Source organism: Coprococcus sp. TM115-187 (genome assembly GCF_027679115.1).
GTDB lineage: Bacteria > Bacillota > Clostridia > Lachnospirales > Lachnospiraceae > Allocoprococcus > Allocoprococcus comes.
This window is the reverse complement of sequence record NZ_JAQEKS010000024.1, coordinates 25,102-45,358: the sequence shown is the minus strand read 5'-3', so window position 1 is coordinate 45,358 and position 20,257 is coordinate 25,102. Positions and strand designations below refer to the sequence as shown.

The 20,257-nt window shown below is 40.0% G+C and carries 24 protein-coding genes; all 24 read right to left on the bottom strand.

Features of this window, described 5'->3' with window-relative positions:
* Positions 1–67: 67 nt before the first annotated feature.
* Positions 68–418, bottom strand: a complete 351-nt coding sequence (rsfS, locus tag PGW42_RS13095; protein ID WP_044998772.1) for a ribosome silencing factor — start codon at positions 416–418, stop codon at positions 68–70.
* An 8-nt stretch (positions 419–426) separates the two neighbouring features.
* A complete protein-coding gene (yqeK, locus tag PGW42_RS13090) occupies positions 427–1,029 on the bottom strand; it encodes a bis(5'-nucleosyl)-tetraphosphatase (symmetrical) YqeK (RefSeq protein ID WP_117559509.1) in 603 nt (200 codons plus the stop codon).
* Positions 1,010–1,642 (bottom strand): nicotinate-nucleotide adenylyltransferase, encoded by a 633-nt coding sequence (gene nadD / locus PGW42_RS13085; RefSeq protein ID WP_022221033.1) that lies wholly within the window; start codon positions 1,640–1,642, stop codon positions 1,010–1,012. Before nadD ends, yqeK begins: the two co-directional genes overlap by 20 nt.
* Before the next feature lie 17 nt (positions 1,643–1,659).
* Positions 1,660–1,950 carry a ribosome assembly RNA-binding protein YhbY gene (gene yhbY, locus PGW42_RS13080; RefSeq protein WP_008370480.1) on the bottom strand — a complete coding sequence of 97 codons (291 nt, stop codon included), beginning with the start codon at positions 1,948–1,950 and terminating at the stop codon, positions 1,660–1,662.
* A gap of 32 nt (positions 1,951–1,982) precedes the next feature.
* Positions 1,983–3,266 (bottom strand): GTPase ObgE, encoded by a 1,284-nt coding sequence (gene obgE / locus PGW42_RS13075; RefSeq protein ID WP_055248620.1) that lies wholly within the window; start codon positions 3,264–3,266, stop codon positions 1,983–1,985.
* A gap of 73 nt (positions 3,267–3,339) precedes the next feature.
* Entirely contained in the window at positions 3,340–3,624 is a 285-nt protein-coding gene (gene rpmA, locus PGW42_RS13070) for a 50S ribosomal protein L27 (RefSeq protein WP_008370482.1), read from the bottom strand.
* A 5-nt stretch (positions 3,625–3,629) separates the two neighbouring features.
* A complete protein-coding gene (locus tag PGW42_RS13065; protein ID WP_008370483.1) occupies positions 3,630–3,962 on the bottom strand; it encodes a ribosomal-processing cysteine protease Prp in 333 nt (110 codons plus the stop codon).
* Positions 3,963–3,977: 15 nt separating this feature from the next.
* Positions 3,978–4,286 carry a 50S ribosomal protein L21 gene (rplU, locus tag PGW42_RS13060; protein ID WP_008370484.1) on the bottom strand — a complete coding sequence of 103 codons (309 nt, stop codon included), beginning with the start codon at positions 4,284–4,286 and terminating at the stop codon, positions 3,978–3,980.
* Between the two features lie 118 nt (positions 4,287–4,404).
* Complete coding sequence (locus PGW42_RS13055) at positions 4,405–4,818, bottom strand: CBS domain-containing protein (protein WP_055248622.1); 414 nt, start codon at positions 4,816–4,818, stop codon at positions 4,405–4,407.
* Between the two features lie 89 nt (positions 4,819–4,907).
* Positions 4,908–6,227, bottom strand: a complete 1,320-nt coding sequence (locus PGW42_RS13050) for an aspartate kinase (RefSeq protein ID WP_270203728.1) — start codon at positions 6,225–6,227, stop codon at positions 4,908–4,910.
* Between the two features lie 204 nt (positions 6,228–6,431).
* Positions 6,432–6,914, bottom strand: coding sequence for a Cys-tRNA(Pro) deacylase (gene ybaK / locus PGW42_RS13045; protein ID WP_008370496.1), 483 nt, complete (start codon positions 6,912–6,914; stop codon positions 6,432–6,434).
* Complete coding sequence (locus PGW42_RS13040) at positions 6,907–8,097, bottom strand: ribonuclease E/G (protein ID WP_270203729.1); 1,191 nt, start codon at positions 8,095–8,097, stop codon at positions 6,907–6,909. Before PGW42_RS13040 ends, ybaK begins: the two co-directional genes overlap by 8 nt.
* Positions 8,098–8,805 (bottom strand): TIGR03936 family radical SAM-associated protein, encoded by a 708-nt coding sequence (locus PGW42_RS13035; RefSeq protein WP_117823676.1) that lies wholly within the window; start codon positions 8,803–8,805, stop codon positions 8,098–8,100.
* A complete protein-coding gene (locus PGW42_RS13030; protein WP_270203730.1) occupies positions 8,789–10,654 on the bottom strand; it encodes a TIGR03960 family B12-binding radical SAM protein in 1,866 nt (621 codons plus the stop codon). The genes PGW42_RS13035 and PGW42_RS13030 overlap by 17 nt, the downstream gene beginning before the upstream one ends.
* Before the next feature lie 416 nt (positions 10,655–11,070).
* Positions 11,071–12,285, bottom strand: coding sequence for an RtcB family protein (locus tag PGW42_RS13025; RefSeq protein ID WP_270203731.1), 1,215 nt, complete (start codon positions 12,283–12,285; stop codon positions 11,071–11,073).
* Positions 12,286–12,354: 69 nt separating this feature from the next.
* Positions 12,355–13,140: a hypothetical protein gene (locus PGW42_RS13020; RefSeq protein ID WP_270203732.1), complete on the bottom strand. Its 786-nt coding sequence runs from the start codon at positions 13,138–13,140 to the stop codon at positions 12,355–12,357.
* A 43-nt stretch (positions 13,141–13,183) separates the two neighbouring features.
* On the bottom strand, positions 13,184–13,441 hold the full coding sequence (locus PGW42_RS13015; protein ID WP_270203733.1) for an AAA family ATPase: 258 nt from the start codon (positions 13,439–13,441) through the stop codon (positions 13,184–13,186).
* A 40-nt stretch (positions 13,442–13,481) separates the two neighbouring features.
* Positions 13,482–14,186: a metallophosphoesterase gene (locus PGW42_RS13010; RefSeq protein WP_270203734.1), complete on the bottom strand. Its 705-nt coding sequence runs from the start codon at positions 14,184–14,186 to the stop codon at positions 13,482–13,484.
* Entirely contained in the window at positions 14,187–15,155 is a 969-nt protein-coding gene (locus PGW42_RS13005) for a metallophosphoesterase (RefSeq protein WP_270203735.1), read from the bottom strand.
* A gap of 82 nt (positions 15,156–15,237) precedes the next feature.
* Positions 15,238–15,684 (bottom strand): HD domain-containing protein, encoded by a 447-nt coding sequence (locus tag PGW42_RS13000; protein WP_270203736.1) that lies wholly within the window; start codon positions 15,682–15,684, stop codon positions 15,238–15,240.
* Between the two features lie 20 nt (positions 15,685–15,704).
* Positions 15,705–16,427, bottom strand: a complete 723-nt coding sequence (locus PGW42_RS12995; RefSeq protein ID WP_270203737.1) for a metallophosphoesterase — start codon at positions 16,425–16,427, stop codon at positions 15,705–15,707.
* 59 nt (positions 16,428–16,486) lie between these two features.
* A complete protein-coding gene (locus tag PGW42_RS12990) occupies positions 16,487–19,330 on the bottom strand; it encodes an AAA family ATPase (RefSeq protein ID WP_270203738.1) in 2,844 nt (947 codons plus the stop codon).
* Between the two features lie 15 nt (positions 19,331–19,345).
* Positions 19,346–19,624 carry a hypothetical protein gene (locus PGW42_RS12985; RefSeq protein ID WP_270203739.1) on the bottom strand — a complete coding sequence of 93 codons (279 nt, stop codon included), beginning with the start codon at positions 19,622–19,624 and terminating at the stop codon, positions 19,346–19,348.
* 21 nt (positions 19,625–19,645) lie between these two features.
* The gene (locus PGW42_RS12980) at positions 19,646–20,236 is read right to left on the bottom strand and encodes a metallophosphoesterase (protein WP_270203740.1); all 591 of its coding nucleotides are present in this window, start codon (positions 20,234–20,236) and stop codon (positions 19,646–19,648) included.
* Positions 20,237–20,257: the final 21 nt, after the last annotated feature.

Genomic DNA, 20,257 nt, shown 5'->3' with positions numbered 1-20,257 from the left:
GTTTGCTACAGAATAATTGTTTTTACAAATTATAGAAAAATGCTAGTTACTTCTGTACAGAATTCTTTTATAATTCTTCCGGATCAACCTGTTTTCCGTCTCTCCAGATTCTTTCCAGATCATAGAAAACACGGTTTTCTCTGTCAAATACATGAACGATAATATCGCCAAAGTCCAGCAGTACCCAGCTTCCAAGGCCATAGCCTTCACGCTGTTTGACTTCGTATCCTGCTTTTCCGAGTGTCTCTTCTACATTGTCAACCAGTGCTCTTACCTGGCTTTCATTGGTTCCGTTTGCAATAATAAAATAATCTGCAAGCACAGAGATTCCTGCAATGTCAATTACACGGATATCTTCGCCTTTTTTGTCAGCGAGTGCTTCGCAGGCAAGTTTTGCCATCTCTCTTGACTGCTCGATTGTCTGCATCAGTTTTTGTCCTCCTTTTCGGAATCACTGTTTTTCAGGTTTTTATAATATAAAAATGTCTCTTCTGTCGCAGGATCTAACGTTGCACCTTTTTCGGCAAGATATGCAAGTGTATCTTCCAGAATACGGTAAAGACATGCATCGATATCTACAAATGCAAGCGCACGTACTTCCGGAAGATTTGGTGCAACATCTCTTCCAGGCTCAATATAATCTGCGATATAAATGATCTTATCAAGCAGAGACATATTCGGACGACCGGTTGTATGAGACTCGATCGATCGTAGAATCTCTTCATTTTCTATTCCATATTTTTTCCAGGCAAAAAATGCGCCCAGCTTTGCGTGCAGAAGTCCCGGATTTTTGTTCTCTGCATCGGAAATTTCGATATGATTTTTCTCGCAGAGCTTAATCTTTTCATCTGCCGGCACACATTTTGCACAGTCATGTAAAAGTCCTGCCGTCAAAGCCTGCTCCAGATTGGCACCATAACGCATGGCAAGGCAGCCTGCCGTATGCATCACACCGATCGTATGATCATAACGGTCTTTATCCAGGTACCGTTTTACTTTTTTCTGCATCTTAAGTATTGTTTCCGTCATGTTCACTCACCTGATATAATCTGTTCAAATCTATATAATCTGCAACCTTTTTCGGAATCGGAAGATCTTCTGTCTCTCCTCCTCGGATCATCTGCCGGATCTCACTGGAAGAAACCGGCATCACAGGGGTACGGAGAAGCCGGATATCACATGCATACTTTTCTTTCAAATATGTGATCTGACGGCGCATTTCTTTCGGCGCTCCTGCATCATCCCGATATGCTGCCAGGATGACCGCTGTTTTCAGAAGTCTTTCCGGACATTTCCAGGTTTCCAGATTGAAAAGAGAATCCGCACCGATGATAAAATAAAATTCATCCTGCGGATAAGTCTCTTTAAAATACTCCATTGTCTGATAGGAGTACGAAGTTTCCTTTCGATCCATTTCATAGGTACAAAGCCGGAAATACGGGATCTCTTCAATTGCAAGGCGTGTCATTTCGGCACGGTCCTGTAAATCTTTTCGTATTTCCGGATTTGATTTATGGGGCGGATTGCCGTTTGGCATATACCACACTTCATCCAGATGGAACTGCTGGTATGCATATTCACCAAGCATCAGATGCCCGTTGTGGATGGGATCAAATGTTCCGCCCATAATACCGATTCTCATAATCTATACTCCACTCATTAAGGAAGAACGATTTTCTTCTTATCGTCTTTTCCCTCTTTATAAAGAACGATTTTTCTTCCGATAACCTGTACCACCTGGGAACGTGTACGCTCTGCAAGGATCTCTGCCATTCCACGCAGATCATCTCCACAGTTCTGAAGAACGTGAAGCTTGATCAGTTCTCTTGCTTCAAGCGCTTCTGCAACAGCTGCGGTAAGTTCCGGTGTTACGCTGGATTTACCGATCTGAAGGATCGGATCCATTGTCATCGCAAGGCTCTTTAAATAAGCTCTCTGTTTGGAAGTCATAAAACTTCTCCTTTCTGAAATTATGTTCTTTTCTAACGGTAATATTCAAACTGAAGACCGTACATACGGATAGTATCGCCTTCCTGAACACCTGCATTTTCAAGCTGTTCAAGGATACCGGTTTCTTTCAGGAATTTCTGGAAGAAAGCAAATCCCTTCTCGGAATCCAGATTGGTGTAACCAAGCATCTTTTCGATCTTCGGTCCCTCTACTACAAATACATCGTCTTCTTTTTCCACGGTATATGGAAGATCCATGTGGATGATCTCTTCTTCCGGGAAATATTCCTGTTCAAATACGATCGGCTTGTCATCCAACTTCTGAAGTTCATTATTTACATAGTAAAGAAGATCAGAAAGCCCTTCTCCGGTTACACCGGAAATCGGGAATACCTTGATTCCTTTTGGCTCGAACTCATCTCTCAGTCTCTGGATCGGATCTTCATCTTCGGAATAGATCAGGTCAACCTTATTCGCTGCAATGACCTGTGGACGCATGGAAATTTCTTTGTTATAGGCTTCCAGTTCAGCATTGATCTTGTAAATGTCTTCAACCGGATCGCGTCCTTCGATACCTGCCGCATCCACAACATGGATCATCATCTTGGTACGTTCAACATGACGCAAAAATTCATGTCCAAGTCCGACACCTTCTGATGCTCCTTCAATCAGTCCCGGAATATCTGCAATAACAAATCCCTTTGCACCTTCCAGATCTACAACTCCAAGGTTCGGGCTGAGTGTTGTGAAATGATAATTTGCAATCTTTGGCTGTGCATTGGTTACACGGGAAAGGAATGTGGATTTACCAACATTCGGGAAACCTACAAGCCCAACATCTGCGATCACCTTAAGTTCCAGATTCACCCAGAGTTCCTGTGCAGGCTTTCCCGGCTGTGCATACTTCGGAACCTGCATGGTAGAGGTTGCAAAATGCATATTTCCAAGACCGCCCTTACCGCCTTTTAAGATAATCTGGCGCTGGTTCTCGCCCGACATATCGGCAATGACTTTATTGGTCTCTGCTTCACGGATAACTGTCCCTTCAGGAACTTTCAGGATCAGATCCTTTGCATCCTTACCATGGCAGCGCTTTTTGCCGCCTTCCTCTCCGTCCTGTGCTTTATATTTTGTTTTGTGACGGAAATCTACCAGTGTGTTAAGACCTTTGTCCACTTCAAAGATTACATCACCGCCACGACCGCCGTCGCCTCCGTCCGGACCGCCATTCGGAACATATAATTCCCTGCGAAAGCTGACGTGACCGTCGCCGCCCTTTCCGGATCGGATATATATTTTTGCTCTGTCTGCAAACATAATATGTCCTCCTTATTTATGACTAAAAACAAGGCTTCAAACCAAAAAAGTTTGAAGCCTCTGTTAAATCTGCTTATTCAGCTACTGGATAGATAGAAACCTGTTTCTTATCTCTTCCTTTTCTTTCAAAACGAACAACACCGTCAACCAGTGCAAATAATGTATCGTCACCACCGCGACCTACATTGATTCCTGGATGAATCTTTGTTCCGCGCTGTCTGTAAAGGATGTTACCAGCTTTTACAAACTGTCCGTCTGCTCTTTTTGCTCCAAGTCTCTTAGATTCAGAGTCACGACCGTTCTTTGTAGAACCAACTCCTTTTTTATGAGCGAAAAACTGAAGGTTTAATTTCATCATGGTTGTTACACCTCCTCGTATGTCAAATCCATATATTCTCTGTAGTTCTCATCTTCTGCAATCTCTTCCAGACCAAGAACCATCGCGTCAAGCAAAAGCTTTGCCTCGCGAGTCGGATTACCTTTAAGTCGATAGTCAATGAGTCCTTTGGATTCATCGGATACAAGGCTTGTACGGTCATCCGCAAATTTCTCAATGGCATTCAAAGTATTGATCGTAAGTACGGAAACAGCTGCGCAGACAATATCCTGTCCTTCTTCACTGAATCCTGCATGACCATGTGCTTTGAAACCTACACATTGATGTTTTTCATTTTTATAAATGGTTACTCGTATCATATAACCACCAGCTTCTTACGCGTTGATCTTTTCGATCTTAACTGCTGTATACTGCTGTCTGTGTCCGTTTTTCTTGTGGTAACCTGTTTTTCTCTTATACTTGTAAACGATAACTTTTTTAGCTTTTCCGTCACCAATTACAGATGCTTCAACTGTTGCACCTTCTACTACTGGTGTTCCAACTTTAAGCTCGTCACCACTTACTGCGAGAACCTGGTCAAAAGTATAAGACTGTCCGGCTTCCACACCAAGCTTTTCTACTTTAATGATATCGCCTTCGGCTACTTTGTACTGTTTACCACCTGTTGCTATAATTGCGTACATATGGCACCTCCTATTATCATTACTCGCCAACTACGGTGTCTGATCAAATCAGGACTTATAACCTCGTTGTGCGGCATACCTCTGTATTATACAGTGGCATACCGCACAAAGTCAACCCCTAATTTGCGATTTTTTTAATTTTTTCATAACAATATCCGATAATGTCTTTTCTTGTGATAATTCCTATGAAATTCTCCTGGTCATCTATGACCGGAACAAAGTTCTGATCCATCGCTTTTTCCATCAGATCTTCCATATTGGAATCAGCGCTTACCGGCCGGTAATCTGCTCTTCTTGCAATCTTCGTGATTGCAATGTCTTCTGCTCCTTTCAGATTCAGGATGTTCAGCTTCTTAAGTCCCCAGAGCAGGTCTCCTTCGGTGATTGTACCGACGTATTTACCTTCCCGGTTGATCATCGGAATGGATGAGTATTTGTGGTACTCCATGATTTCCATTGCCTGTCTGAGCGTGTGGTAGTCATATACAAATGCCACTTCTGCTTTTGGCTTCAGGAAAAATAATATATTCATTTTCGTATCCTCTCTTGTATGAATATTCTGTACAGGGGAGTTTTCCCCAACACCTGTACTATACCATATTTGAGGATCGAATTGAAGATTTACAGCTGAGTGTTAACAAAAATATCATAAATTGCTTTGATTGCTGCTTCAAAGTCGTGCTCTCTCACACCGATGATAATATTTAACTCGCTGGATCCCTGGTCGATCATTTTTACATTGACATGTGCATGTGCCAGTGCGGAGAAAATTCTTCCGGCTGTACCGCGTGTCTGGCGCATTCCACGTCCAACAACAGCGATCAGTGCAAGATCGGATTCCAGTTCGATGTCATCCGGATTCACGGCACGGTGGATGCCCGCAAGCACTTTCTGCTCATGTTCTTCAAATTCATCCTGATGGACAAAGATAGTCATAGTATCAATTCCTGACGGCATATGTTCAAAAGAAATCCCTTCATCTTCAAATACACCAAGAACCTTGCGACCAAATCCGACTTCTGAGTTCATCATTGCTTTTTCAATTGTAATAGAAGCAAATCCACGCTTTCCTGCAATACCGGTAATTGTATACTTCGGCTTTCTGCAGGTTCCTTCTACGATCAGAGTACCCTTTTCTTCCGGTGCGTTTGTATTACGGATGTTGATCGGGATTCCTTCTTTACGAACCGGGAAGATTGCATCTTCATGCAGTACGCTGGCACCCATATAAGAAAGTTCACGCAACTCTTTGTAAGTAATTGCTTCGATTCCTTTTGGATTCTTGATGATACGGGGATCTGCAATGAGGAATCCTGATACGTCTGTCCAGTTCTCATACATATCAGCATGTGTGGCTCTTGCAACGATCGATCCTGTTACATCAGATCCGCCGCGGGAAAATGTCTGGATCGTTCCGTCCGGACGTGCTCCGTAGAATCCAGGAATCACGGCACGTTCTACTTTTGAAAGTCTGTCTGCAAGTACCTGGTTAGTTTCTTCTGAAAGGAAGTTCCCATTTTCATCGAACTTGATCACTTCTGCCGCATCGATAAACTCATATCCAAGATAAGCTGCGATTACACGTCCGTTTAAATATTCTCCACGGGAAGCAGCATAATCTCTTCCGATCTTCTTTGCAAAATCATCACGGATGGTGGCAAATTCTTCGTCAAGAGAAAGAGTGATCCCAAGCCCTTCAATGATTTCCTGATATCTCTTCTGAATGTCAGCGAGTAATTCTGTAAATTTCTTCTCTTTTACAGCTGCGCCGTAACAACGATACAGCATATCTGTTACCTTGGTGTCGTCGGAAAAACGCTTTCCCGGAGCAGACGGTACAACGTAACGTCTTGATTCCTCTGAAAGAACGATCTTTCCTGCCTTTTTAATCTGTACTGCATCGGCAAGAGAGCTTCCGCCGAATTTCACTACCTTAATCATCTGTTGGTATTCCTCCATCTCTCAATTCATGTATTCTGATCTGCACATGGCAAACCTGCATTTTCTGTAGAAACACCGGCAGATGTTTCTACACTTATGTAGTTATTACTTTATTACGCTGACGTGAAAAATGCAAGATTTTCTTTTGGAATCTGTTGAAAATCTTGCATTTTGTCTAATAGAATTTCTTTTTTTGAAAACTTTCTATGCATGAATTACATCTGCAAATGTAGCATCCGCTGCTTTTCTCAAATCCTCTGGTGCAAGTGTCAGTTGTGCACCGATTCTTCCGGCACTTACATAGACTTTCTCAAACTGCTGTGCACTTGCATCAATGACCGTCGGAAAATGCTTTTTCATTCCGATCGAAGTGCATCCACCACGCACATAGCCGGTAAGCGGTGTTAACTCCTTTAAATGAAGCATTTCAATAGATTTTTCACCAACCGCTTTTGCAGCCTTCTTAAAATCAATTTCTGCTTCGATCGGAAGAACGAAAACATAATGTTCGCCACTTTTCCCAGTTGTGACAATGGTCTTGTAAACCTGTTCGTGAGGCAGATTCAGCTTGTCGGCGGTTTCAATTCCGTCCGTGAATTCATCGCATTCATAGGTCTGATATTCGTAAGAAATTTTCTTTCTGTCTAAAATTCGCATTGCATTTGTTTTGACTTCTTTTTTACCCATGTAAACTTTCCTCCAGTGTTTTTCGGATTTTCTTTCGTGTAATTTCCACCAGCTGCAGTTTCGTCATTCCAATCACATTTCCCGGATTTGGGTCCTTCTTTAATTCCAGCTGCAGATACGCAAGAAGTTCTTTCTTCTCTTCTGCTGATTTCATGTTGATAAAATCAATAATAATGATACCGGAAATATTGCGGAGCCGGATCTGGCGGACTGCTTCCCTTGCTGCCTCCCGGTTCATCTCCGGAAAATGAGAATTCTTTTTCAGACATTTTCCAGAATTGACATCGATTACAGTCAGCGCCTCGGTTGGCTGGATCACCAGATAAGCCCCGGATTTCATCCATACCCGTTCTTGTCTGGCTTCTCGGATCGCCCCTTCCAGGTTATAGCATTTTACAAGTGGATAAGACGGATCCGTATACGCACGGAGAAGCGGAAGTTCATCTGGCATTTCCGTTTCCAGATAAGTCTGAACTTCTTTATACAAAGCTCCATCTTCTACCGTTTCCTCTACAATAATTTCCGTCAAATCTTTTTTGTAAATATCCCGGAGTGTCTGTACGCACGGATCCGGTGCACTCTGCAGACAGCTAAAGCAGGTCCGCATCTTGCCATATTCTACGATTCTGTGATAGTCCTCTGCCAGTTTGTCAATTTCGGCACGGATCTGTGTTTCTTCTGCTTCCACACAATTTGTCCGGAAAATCAATCCGAAATCACAGTCTATATAGTCCTGTCCCAGCTTTTGCAGTTCTTCTTTCCGGGCACCGTGAATTTTACCGGATACACCAATGGTACGATTGCCGGAAGTCAGTACTACATACTGCCCGGTGAAATTTAAGTTCCCGGTCACGACAGGCTGCTTGGTTTTCACTGCTTCTTTCTCCACCTGAACCAGAAGCTCATCACCGATCACAAGTGGCTTCTTTCCAATCTTATTGGTGAAAACCGAGGTATATTTTCCATCCAGCGCAAAATAGCATTGCTCACCATTGGCAATTTCAACAAATGCGCCACCGATATTCGGAAGGATTTTCCGTACTCTTCCGACATAAATTTCACCCAGGCGGCAGCTCTTTTTTTCTTCGCTACTGCCAAAGTGAAATTCCGTTACTTTCTCATCCTCTAAAATTGCAAGCACCCGGCGGTTCATGCATTCCGTAAGGAGTACTTTTCGTTCCATCTACACAATCTCCGTTCCAAGCGCATCCAGTGGAACCAGAATCATCTTGCTCTCCGTGTTTTCGGATTCCGCAAAAGTTTCCAGTCTGTGGTGGGTAAAGGTCACTTCCTCCGCATCCATACCAAGATAGCGGACAAACGCTTCTGTGACCAGCTCCGGCTTTAAGTTCTGGACACTTCCTGCTGCCACACGCATATAAATCTTTCCGTCCCGGCATTCCAGCTTGTAGATCATTGGACGAATGTCCACTTCTTTTTCACTCTTTTTCGTCTTTTTGACCACACAGATTTCATTCTGCGCATAAAAAGCTTCCAGCTTTTCAGCAAGATCTTCCGGCAGGCTGCCATTTTTTACCGAAGATAAATAGTCGGCACCTGCTACGATTGACATTCCTTTGCTTTTCTTATCATCCGGGATCTGCACAAAGCTGACGATCTCCATGCCGTCTACCATCTGTTCATTCAGCCGTCTGACCGCTTCTTTGCTGGCGATTGACTCGGTCAATTCGATATCAAAATATTCTCCGTCACTGGTAAGCCCTACACCAAGTGGATTAGCGAAAGACATGATCATATGCGGGCTGTAACCACTGGTAAATGCGATCGGAATCTCGGCACGGCGAATCGCTTTCTGGAAATACCGCATGATATCCAGGTGTCCGATGAACTTCATCACTCCATTTTTCCGAAATTTAATTCTTGCCTTCAAAGCAGACACCTCCTCCGTAACTTGCTGCCCCACAGCCGGAACATTTTGCACGGCAGTTCGGGGTTACATTCCCTTCCATTGCATTCTTCCATTCTCTTATAAGGAAAGATTTTGTCACGCCACAATTGATGAAATCCCATGGGAAGATTTCATCTAATTCACGCTTTCTGAGATTATAGAAATCCATGTCTACACCTGTATTTTCAAAGGCCTGCAGCCATTTATCATAATCAAAATACTCATCCCACGCATCGTAAATACAGCCAAGACGGTAAGCCTCTTCCAGAACCTTTCCGACCTTCCGGTCACCGCGGGCAAAGACGCCTTCCAGAACGGTTACTTCGGCGGTATGCCAGTTGTAGCGCAGACTCTTGCGGTTCAGTTGGTTGCGGAATGCTTCCTGTACAATTCCTGCACGGCGGATATATTCTTCCATCGGCTGCATGGTCGCCCACTGAAGCGGTGAAAATGGTTTCGGTACAAAGAAGGAACTACTTGCCGTGATCTGACATTTTCCATTTCTCTGCTCCTTCGGAATTTCATAATACCGGCGTGCTACTTTATCTGCAAGAACAGCAATTCCTTCCATGTCTTCCTGGGTTTCGGTCGGAAGTCCAAGCATGAAATAGAGCTTGACCTTCGTCCATCCACCTTCAAAAGCCTGTCCGGCTCCATTTAAAATGTCATCTTCCGTCAGACCTTTATTGATTACATTACGCATCCTCTGTGTTCCGGCTTCCGGGGCGAAGGTCAGACTGCTCTTACGCACATCCTGCACCTTGCTCATAACATCCAAAGAAAATGCATCGATACGAAGGGACGGCAGGGAAATGTTGACGCCCTGTGTGTGGAACTCATCGATCAGGAAGGTGACGATCTCTTCCAGTTCGTTGTAATCACTGGAACTTAAAGAACTTAAGGTGATCTCTTCATGTCCCGTATTTTTCAGCATTGCACGTGCCGTCTCTTTGAGCATGTTGATATCACGCGGACGTGTCGGACGGTAAACCATTCCCGCCTGACAGAAACGACATCCACGGATACAGCCGCGCTGAATCTCCAGAACCGCTCTGTCCTGGGTTACTTTGATAAACGGAACAACCGGCTTTAACGGATAGGTTGTCTGGCTCATATCTGCTGCAACTACTCGTTTGATTTTTTCCTTTGCATGCGGATTGTTTGGCAGGAAAGATTCGATTGTGCCGTCTTCTTTGTAAGTGACATCATAAAAAGAAGGAACGTAAATTCCCTCAATCTCTGCTGCCATTTCCAGAAATTCTTTTCGGCTTTTTCCGGCTCTCTTCCACTTTTTGTATGCTTCCAGAAGTTCATCATAAACCACTTCGCCCTCTCCGATATAGAACATATCGAAAAATTCAGCCAGTGGCTCTGTATTGTAAACACATGGTCCACCACCAATGACAAATGGATCTTCTAAAGTTCTGTCTTCACTGTGAAGTGGAATACCGGATAAATCCAGCACCTGCAGTACATTGGTGTAACACATCTCAAACTGTAATGTGATGCCAAGAAAATCAAACTCCTTCACCGGATCCTGAGATTCCAGGGTAAAAAGTGGAATATGTTTTTCGCGCATGATCTTATCCAGATCGATCCACGGAGAGTATACTCTCTCACACCAGGTATCCTCCCGGCGGTTGAACATATCGTACAAAATCTGGATTCCCAGATGGGACATACCAACCTCATATACCTCCGGAAAACACATTGCAAAGCGGATTTCCACCGCATTTTTGTCCTTCATTACCGAATTGACCTCATGACCGATGTAGCGGGCAGGTTTCTCGATTTTTAGTAAAATATCATCAGTTAATGCTAGTTTTCTCATTGTTTCTCCTTGATTATTTGTGCGCAATGCACAAAAATTATCTGGTTCTTGTAAAATTAAATTTATGATTTTTTTCTGTAAGAAAATGTTAAAATCCGTTAACAATTGTATGTTTTTTGTGATCTTTTTTGCTATTTCTTGACGTTTACAACAAATCCAACTTTTCCCATACCCCAAGGTACTTGATGGTACACTATGTTGACAGATGGTATTTGTGGTATATTTTTGCATTTTCTTTTAGAAATATTCATTTTACACCTTAAGAATTAATAATATCTTCTTTTCAATCTAAAATCAACCTAATGTTCGAAATATCATAAACTTTAGTGCTCTGTATGCATGATTTTTCAAAATAAAACATATTTATCGTTTTCAAAAAAGGATGGCTTTCGCCATCCTTTAATCTCTGTTTAATGCTATTCTGATGCTTTAAAATTGTATATTGGTTTCATTACATCAATAATATCTACTGACTCCCGGATCACATCTATAATGCTTTCCTGAGATTTATATGCCATTGGTGCCTCATCCAATGTATTTTCATTTGCAGAGGTTGTATATATTCCCTTCATAGCCTGTTTATACTCGTCCAGATTAAGCTCGTTTTTCGCCTTTGTTCTGGACATAATCCTGCCTGCACCATGTGGAGCAGAATAATTCCACTCAGGATTTCCTTTGCCTATAGCCAGTATGCTTCCGTCCTTCATATTAATCGGTATCAGCACTCTTTTTCCCTTATGCGCTGCAATTGCCCCTTTCCTCAGTATCATTTCATCTGTATCAATATAATTATGAATTGTGTGAAAAGCATCACATCCGTTCATTCTGGTTCTCTCCAGAATAATCTCTGCCATTTTCTCCCTGCTTCTTCGGGCAAATACCTGACATATATCCACATCATGAAGATAATCTTCCAGATACTTTCCTTCCAGATAACACAAATCTTCTGGTATGCTTACAGGACTCTCATACACCTGCCATTGAAGTTGCTTTAAAGCACTTTGTATCTCACTTCTTCTGCCTTGTTCCTTATAACTGCTTATGATCTCGTCCATCTTTTTCAAATATTCACCATAACCACGGTTCAGGTTAATGGCAAGTTTCTGATAAAGTTCAGCCACTTGTTTTCCCAGATTTCTGCTTCCAGAATGAATAATCAAATACTTTGTACCATCTGTTGCTTCATCAATCTCAATAAAATGGTTCCCTCCGCCAAGTGTTCCAAGAGATCTTGCAAGCCTCTTTGCATCTTTCAGTTCTCTGTAGCAGTGCAGATCTGTCAAATCAAATCTCTCCTGACGTCCTTCCCATACTTCACGACCCGATGGAATAAAGTGTGCTGCCTCATCCAGCTTTTCAAAATCAACATCATCTTTTCCAAGATTTACCGTATACATCCCACATCCGATATCTACTCCAACCACATTTGGAACCACTTTATCGGTTATGGTCATTGTTGTTCCTATCGTACATCCCTTTCCGGCATGTACATCAGGCATAATACGGATTTTAGAATCTTCTGCTATTGCATAATCACACATACGTCTGATCTGCTCGATTGCTTCCTCTTCTACTACCTTTGCATAGCAGAGAGCTGTATTTACTTTCCCCTTAATCTCTATTGCTTTCATTCTTCTTATCTTATCCTCCCACAATGTCAATCCTTAAATCATTGATTTGTCAATCTGTTTTAAAATTTACTATTCTATGATTTCTACTGGATATAAATCACATGAAGGCAATAATTGTTCCTCTTGTTCTACATTTTCAACTTTTACTTCTTTTCTTTCTCCCGGCACTAATTTAATTAATCCACTGTGAGTATCAACATATAAAATATCGCTTCCAATATTTTCTACAAATAATGGCATTTTAGCAGTCGATTCACAGTAAAATTGAATATTCTTGGGATGCGGAAAATAACTGAGCTTTATCAAAGAGCCATCACCAGATATTGTAAAGCTATCTTGAAGCATTCCAATATGCGGATAAGCACGAAAACTTACTGGCTCCTGTTTAGAAGACAGCTTGCAATATGCACTATGATAATAGTATTTATCAAAATTAGATAAGGTTAAAAGTACTTTATCTTCATCAATTTCTGGTATATTCAACTTTTTCCTGTAATGTTTCTTAATCCAGTTATATTCCGGAATCAAATCGGCATTCTTGTCTTGCTGTTCCCACTTGCAATATTCTAAAGGACAATAATATTCTGTATTCCTTGTTGCAATAATAAGTTCTTCTGTATTTTTGTTTATTGTAATAGATTGAATTTCAGAAGTATGGATATGCATCGTATCAATCAATCTTTTATGTCCTGATACATTCCCATGAGCTAATACATATTCTTTACCATTCTGTATTATCTTATCGACATACCAGTAATGAAGCTGTGCTCTCTTTTCTTTATTACAATTTCCTAAAATTTTGTCTCCATAAGAATCATTTACATCAAAACAATTTTCCATTCGTTTCTCGCCCATATTTTTCTCTCCCCTTTATTCAAATGTAAAACCTCAGTGATTATCACTCTTTTACTGAATAACTCTTGAACGTTATAATTCCAAAAGAATTACTGGCCGCATACTCTTTTCCTGTTAGCATGAGTTTATTTGCTATGGTGTTCAAAATAGTAGATTTTCCAGAACCATTATTTCCATATAACACGGTAATTGGTGCAAATATGAACGGATCCATATCTTTTCTACGAAATACGTTATATGAATATATATTGGGATTTTTAACATTCCTGTCACTTAGTTTAAAACTGCTGAGATATGTCATTAAAAAAATCCCCCTTCATCTATGAACTTATATTTTTCTTTTACTCTTCAGCACAAATTTCATCATAATCTTCATACATAATTCGTATTCCACTCTCCTCACTTTCTACATGATAATGTCCCGCATACCACTCAGTGAAATCTAACCTGTCATAAATCTTCTGTAGCCATTTTTCCGTTGACTTATCCACTGCTGATTGATCAAGCCCCGGAATAAACGCCCACACGGGTTCCGCTTTAATCGGTACTGTATGTGAGAGCACGATATCCACATTCCACTTAGCTTTATCCAACTGCTGTTCCACATATTCTTTTATCATTTCATCCGGCTGTTCTGATTCAAACCATGGTAATCCATTTCGTATCCTATAATATTTGTCAACGCTGTATGCACCGCCGATTGGCATCACTTTCTTTCCGTGAAAATTATATATTTCTCCATCTTTTGCGAACAAAATATTCGGATACTGTTCTTCTACATATACAATTCCTTCATTCCACATTTTTTCTTCGTAATCTGCCGCCTCCCATGGTCGTGCTTCGTGGTTCCCATGAACACAGAAAAATGTAATATCCATTTCTGATAATCGTCCCTTTAATTCTTTGTCAGACAGATCCAGCCAATAATTAATCCCTGCATCCCCTAAGATAATCATCACATCCTCTGTTGTAGTTTCATATCCATAGCAAAAATCTTCAATACGATCAAAGCTACGATGTGTATCACCTGTAATATAAAAATGCACCTATCCTTCCTCCCTCTCAATTCTAACAATTTTCATCTCATCAATACTCTGTATTTTCGATTCTCTTATATGCTTAAACAACGTTTTCTCTCCCAGTAAATCACATTGAATTCCCACAATATCATAAGAAACTTCTTTCTCTTGTCCCAATGTTCCATAATCATCAACCCATTCAACAGTTCCGTAGCCTTCCTTTTCATCCTCTTTTCCAAATGTAAAATACACCGTTTCTCCTACTCTGTACCTTGGTCTTCCTACTTTCTGGATAGTATCTGGTTTCCCTAACTCTTTGATTTCTTCATACAGTAGTTGAGCATCCATATATTGAATATTATCATGATAATGTCCAAAATACCATTGCGAATAATCTAGTTTCTTTGCAATTTTATCCATCCATTCCTCTGTCGACAGATCTATCTTCTCTTGACATTCTTCATTCCGCCGATTCGGTCTATATACTAACGGACAAGTATGAGAAAACACATAATCCACTTTCCAATCTACTTCATTCAATTTATTTTCTACTCGACTTTTTACTTCGTCGTTTGGTTGTTCGTTCGGGAACCACCGAAGACCCGTTAAAAGTCGGTATTCTTTATCCTGACTGTATGCCCCACCGATTGCAATCACCTTTTTCCCATCAAAATCATAAATTTCTCCATCCTTTGCAAATACTATATTCGGAAATTCCGGCTCATAATATACCTCTCCTCCACGCCAGATTTGTGTTCTGTAAGTTTGTATATGATAAGGTCTTTCCTCATGATTTCCATGAATACACAGGAAATAATTTGGAAAATCCGCAAGTATTTTTTTGTTCTCCCAATCTTTGTCAGCTCCAAAATAGTTTAATCCGACATCCCCCAATAAAATGATCACATCCTCTTTTCCAAGTTTTTTATTGAATCTTGCCAACCAAATTAACTTTTCAAAATTTGCATGACAATCTCCTGTTATGTAATAATCCATTTCCTACCACCTTACATATATTATTTCATCTTCTGTTCGCTATGCTTAAAATTGTAAACCGCCTTCAAAATCTCAATTATATTTATCTGTAATTTCCATTCTCATTTATAGCGTTTTGAATATATAGATTCATTTCGTTTCTTATTTGTTTAATTCCTTTTAAGCAGTAATCACTATGATGTCCAATTGCTGTTTTAATAATTTCATCCCACTTATCTTCTTCGACAAAACGCCGAATCAGTCTCTCCTCAAATAAAATTCTCACACCGAATGCTGCATGATCCATCGTTCCAGGTTCAAAACTATTGTAACATTTCAATTGTTCAAATCTTCCAATATCATGCAACAATCCTATAAGCTGCGCAAGCTCACAATCTTCTGCCGACATTTTCATATCTTCTGCATTTTTTTTACTGCATTCCATTACTCCATAAGTGTGCACAATCTTCAGCTTTATCTTTTCGTTTTTCCGATCATAATCATTTAAATAGTTTTCAAAAGCTTTCTTCACATATTGTAAGTCAATCATTTCGTTTTTCCACCTTATTTTCAATTTCTCTCAACATAATATTCCCGTCCTGTATCCAGACAAACTGCAGCCAAACGTCCATTTCTTCGATTACAACCACAATCAATCGCAATATGATGATTCTCCCTATATGCATAACCCGGTCTTGGATTCCCCATAATTCCTTGTGTCGGTGTATGTCCTGTCACCACATATGTATCTTCAAAATATTGGATATCATACTCAGCCCTGTCCCAGATCAGTTCTTTTATGGAATATTCTTCCATATCTTTTCCCGGATAATAATTTCCCAATCCTCCGTGAACTAATAAATAGTTTTTCCCATTAACTGTCAGTTCTTCATAAATCATAAAGTCTTTTATAAAATCAATTACTTCATATTGCATTTCCCGGCTCAATGTCCGAAACTCATCGATGGTTGACTTGCTTCCGTTGTATTGCCAGGTCACAAGATTCTCTAACATTTTTTCATCAACTTTTTCGATAGAAATCTCTGTAATTTCCTGCATTAAGAATTCCAGACACTCTAACGCCATAAGCTCATGATTTCCTGTCAGACATACCACATTTGGCATTTCCATAAGCTTCAGAATAATCTGAATCGGATGCGGACCTCTGTCCAGAATATCTCCGAGAACATACAACGTATCCGTCTCTTTCAAGTGGATTTCTTCTAACAATCTGATAAACAGTTCATATTCTCCATGAATATCTGAAACAACAAAACTAGCTATGTCGGTCATCCCCCTTCGTTTCTAAAAATCATTTCTAACACTTGCATTTTTCCTGTTCCCGGCGTCCTTTAATATGCGAATCCAATCTTCTTTATCTGTCTTCTTTCTTCCAATGGAACATCTGGAATATCGCTTTCTTCAATGGTAGTCAGCACTTCTGTTGTGATTTCTGTTTCGTCCATCTGACATATTCTTTCTGCCAGATTCATCTCTGCTTCTTCCAACATTTTTCTTGCAAATCTTCCATTTCCATAATCTCTGCTGTCTTTTATGCTCTCGAAATTCTTTTTTAACTTTTTCATTCCTGCCTCTGTGATTGTCATTTGTTTTCTTGAAAGCATCAATTTTGTAATCTCACAAAGTTCCTCGACAGAGTAATCAGCAAATTCTACACAAAACGCAATTCTGGAACGCATCCCTGGATTCCTATCAAGAAACGCCTTCATTGGTTCCGGATAACCGGCAAAGATTACAATCACATTATCCCTATGATTTTCCATCTCCTGAACAATCGTATTGATTGCCTCATCGCCAAATCCATTGTCATAGCCGTCACACAATGAATAAGCCTCATCAATAAAAAGGACTCCTCCTTGTGCTTCTTTAAACTTTTTCTTAACTAACGGTGCCGTAGCTCCTACATGTTCACCTACAAGATCTGCACGCCCTGCCTCTACAAACACGCCTGTTGACAATATTTTATCATCTTTCATAATCTCTGCAAACAATCTGGCAACCGTAGTCTTTGCTGTTCCCGGATTTCCTGTAAAGACCATGTGTAAAGAAGCTTTATCCCTTTGAAGACCTTTCTCCATACAAAGCTTGTTTATCTTATGTTTGGCAATCGCTTTATGGATTATTGTTTTAACAGAAGCTAATCCTACCATTTCGTCTAATTCTTTTCTGGCTGTTCCTGATTCTCTTTCCTTCTTTTCTCCCTCTCCTAGCATCTGGATATCTGCCTTCGTAATCTGAAAAAGTTCTTCCTTTTGAATGTCACTTGCGCTTTCGCTTGTTGAAAGCAGCCTTACCGACTGTTGTCTAACCGCACGTTCCATCAGATTACGGACATATCTTCCATTCCCAAAATCATCGATATTTCTTACTTTTTCAAAGATATAATGCGCCTCTTTGATTGCGTCATCTGTCACGCAGAATCCTTTTTCATGAATCATCAGCTTAAAAATATCTGTAAGTTCCTCTGTTGTGTAATCTGGAAAATCAATCCAATATGGTATTCTGCTTTTCAATCCTTCATTTCTCTTCATAAATGCTTTCATTCTTTCATTGTATCCTGCAAGAATGACAATCACATCTTCCCTGTGATTTTCCATTTCCTGAAGCAACACCGTAATAGCTGTGTCACTCTTCATAGCATACGCTTCATCTATAAACAGAACGCCTCCTCTTGCTGCCAGAAATGCTTCTCTGATAGCACTTACGCATCCTAGTCCATCCAGATCCATTCCTCCACGCTCGACAAATGCACCACTTTTTAAAATGCCTTTTTCTTTTGTAATTCCTGCAAATAGTTTTGCAACTGTAGTTTTTGCACTTCCCGGATTACCGCCAAAAATCATATGCATCGCACTGCTCTGATAGTCGTTTCCGTTTCGTTTCTTTCGTTCTTTTTCAACAATATCTGCCGCAATAATATTGTCAATCTGCTCTTTGACAATTTTCAGTCCAATCAAGTTTTTTAACTTTTCATAAGCAGATATTTCATTTTCTTCCCTGTCCAACAAGAAATCTTCTGAAAAATTGTAGTCATATGCTTTCAATATATTTTTATTCAGACACCATGCTTCAAACTGCTCGTAAGCCCTCAATACATCTGTCTGCGAAAACTTATGTCCTGGGAACAATGCCATGAACTCCTGTGCCTGTCCTGCATATTTTGAATATTCGGATTTTTCAATCAACCGCTGCATATAATCGACCGCTGCTTTTCTATCCCCTGTTCCTTCTCTTAACATAATCGTCATCATATATCTTTTTAACTGTGGCAAGAGATAATAGGCAAATCCCGGATGATCCATATCATATGTAAATACAAACAGACATTGGTTCCTGTACTTCTTTATAAGTTTCTCCAGGTATTGACTTGCCATTACATAATCAACCGGATCATACCCAAACTTTTCAGATAAATCTAAAACAATCACTCCGCCATAACTGTTCTCGATAATTTCTTCAAGATGGTTATTTTTCCTAAACAGATTAGGTTCTATTTCACTGACGATTTCCATTCTTCTGCTGTTGATTCGATTCGCTTTGCGTAAGTTCTGAACAAGTACTTCTGTCATTTCACCTGCTGCTTCAACACTACGACTGGATATCACATAATGAACCATATTTCCACTGTATTCAGATAGATTTGCATGCACCTTTATATTTCTCAGTTCCTCTACAAAATCCCGATGGTAGATACTGCAGATCTCACACTCCTGTTCAGAAATAATACGCTCTTTAAAATCATAAGGAAATGGTCTTGTATCATTCTTACAAGAATAATAATAGATCCATAGATTCGACGATTCTATGATCCGATTAGAATAGTCAAAACATCTTCTTCTTTTACATTCAAGAAAACATTCCATGAACTGATGCATCGTTATCTCAAATGGCTCTACTTTTACCTGCTTTATTTCAAAAATATCTTGCAGCATTTCAAGAATACCTTCATATGCATTTCGGAAACTCAACTTCTGTTCATTGTAAGAAAAGATTGCGCAAATCAGATTATCTTCTTCCCGATACACTAAAAATGTCCTGTCATTCTTCATATTCTGATACATATACGAGTTGATAGATTCGAGTACATTGTCGTATCCATAGTGTCTGAGTTCGATTTTTGCATTTTCCTTAATCTCTTCTGAATTTGCACTCAACGCAAAACCATAATACCTCATACGTTCTCCTTTACTTCATACATAAAACTCTTCTTTTGTTTCCAAACATAAACATCCTAATTTTCCATTTCTAAATCCACATCCGCAGTCACACATGATAAGATTCCCTTTTTCATTTTTCCAAATCTTATGATTTGCAGTATTTCTATGTCCACAGACAGAAATATAACCTTCTATCCCATTATGAAGGTACTCTGTGTTCATCTCATTTCCCATTAAATAATAATACTTATTCTCTGTGCATTCAGGCTTTGATGTCATCGCATGCGCAAGCAGATATTTTTCATTATTCACCTGAACGCTCAGCTGAAGTGGTCAGGTTAAAATTTTCTTTGCAAGATTCTGAACATCCACCGGCACTAATCGGCGAGTAAGACATCGAAATGTATTGTACTGATATGGTTCTGTTTTTCTTCTTTTCCACTCCGGTATTTGATAAAATTTAAAAATGTATGCCGCCAGCCATTCGTCATGATTACCTCTAATCATAGAGCAATTGTCTCCCAGTTCCATAACTTTAAAATACAAATCTACCGGATTTGGATTGTAATCAGAACGGTCAAACAAATCTCCTAAGATGAACAATTTATCCTCTTTAGATAATTTAATCACTTTTAATAATTCACAAAACTTTTGATAATCATTATGGATATCACTAACGACATAAAGCATTTTCTTATTTTCTCCTATAATATTTTTGCCACAGATTCGGATAATCTCTAAGATTAAGACGAGATTCTTCTCTCCAGATAGGCTCTCCCCAATGACGATAATCGCATATATCCCACGATTCATTTTCTTTCCGATAATGGTTCGATTTTCCAGCCAGACTATCATAAGGATTCCTTTTTGTTCTTCGCCGAATTCTTCTATTTGCCAGCTTTTTAGCAAATCGGTCTTTATCACCTTTATAAACTGGTGTATGTT

Coding starts and splice junctions, on each gene's coding strand:
- PGW42_RS13015 (WP_270203733.1), bottom strand. CDS start 13,441: ATGACATATCTCAGCAGTTTTAAACTAAGTGACAGGAATGTTAAAAAT.
- PGW42_RS13005 (WP_270203735.1), bottom strand. CDS start 15,155: ATGGATTATTACATAACAGGAGATTGTCATGCAAATTTTGAAAAGTTA.
- PGW42_RS13040 (WP_270203729.1), bottom strand. CDS start 8,097: ATGGAACGAAAAGTACTCCTTACGGAATGCATGAACCGCCGGGTGCTT.
- ybaK (WP_008370496.1), bottom strand. CDS start 6,914: ATGGGTAAAAAAGAAGTCAAAACAAATGCAATGCGAATTTTAGACAGA.
- PGW42_RS13025 (WP_270203731.1), bottom strand. CDS start 12,285: ATGAAAGCAATAGAGATTAAGGGGAAAGTAAATACAGCTCTCTGCTAT.
- PGW42_RS13030 (WP_270203730.1), bottom strand. CDS start 10,654: ATGAGAAAACTAGCATTAACTGATGATATTTTACTAAAAATCGAGAAA.
- PGW42_RS13065 (WP_008370483.1), bottom strand. CDS start 3,962: ATGATACGAGTAACCATTTATAAAAATGAAAAACATCAATGTGTAGGT.
- PGW42_RS13050 (WP_270203728.1), bottom strand. CDS start 6,227: ATGATTAAGGTAGTGAAATTCGGCGGAAGCTCTCTTGCCGATGCAGTA.
- obgE (WP_055248620.1), bottom strand. CDS start 3,266: ATGTTTGCAGACAGAGCAAAAATATATATCCGATCCGGAAAGGGCGGC.
- PGW42_RS13055 (WP_055248622.1), bottom strand. CDS start 4,818: ATGAATATATTATTTTTCCTGAAGCCAAAAGCAGAAGTGGCATTTGTA.
- yqeK (WP_117559509.1), bottom strand. CDS start 1,029: ATGACGGAAACAATACTTAAGATGCAGAAAAAAGTAAAACGGTACCTG.
- yhbY (WP_008370480.1), bottom strand. CDS start 1,950: ATGACTTCCAAACAGAGAGCTTATTTAAAGAGCCTTGCGATGACAATG.
- PGW42_RS13020 (WP_270203732.1), bottom strand. CDS start 13,140: ATGGGCGAGAAACGAATGGAAAATTGTTTTGATGTAAATGATTCTTAT.
- PGW42_RS12995 (WP_270203737.1), bottom strand. CDS start 16,427: ATGACCGACATAGCTAGTTTTGTTGTTTCAGATATTCATGGAGAATAT.
- nadD (WP_022221033.1), bottom strand. CDS start 1,642: ATGAGAATCGGTATTATGGGCGGAACATTTGATCCCATCCACAACGGG.
- PGW42_RS12990 (WP_270203738.1), bottom strand. CDS start 19,330: ATGAGGTATTATGGTTTTGCGTTGAGTGCAAATTCAGAAGAGATTAAG.
- PGW42_RS13000 (WP_270203736.1), bottom strand. CDS start 15,684: ATGATTGACTTACAATATGTGAAGAAAGCTTTTGAAAACTATTTAAAT.
- rplU (WP_008370484.1), bottom strand. CDS start 4,286: ATGTACGCAATTATAGCAACAGGTGGTAAACAGTACAAAGTAGCCGAA.
- rpmA (WP_008370482.1), bottom strand. CDS start 3,624: ATGATGAAATTAAACCTTCAGTTTTTCGCTCATAAAAAAGGAGTTGGT.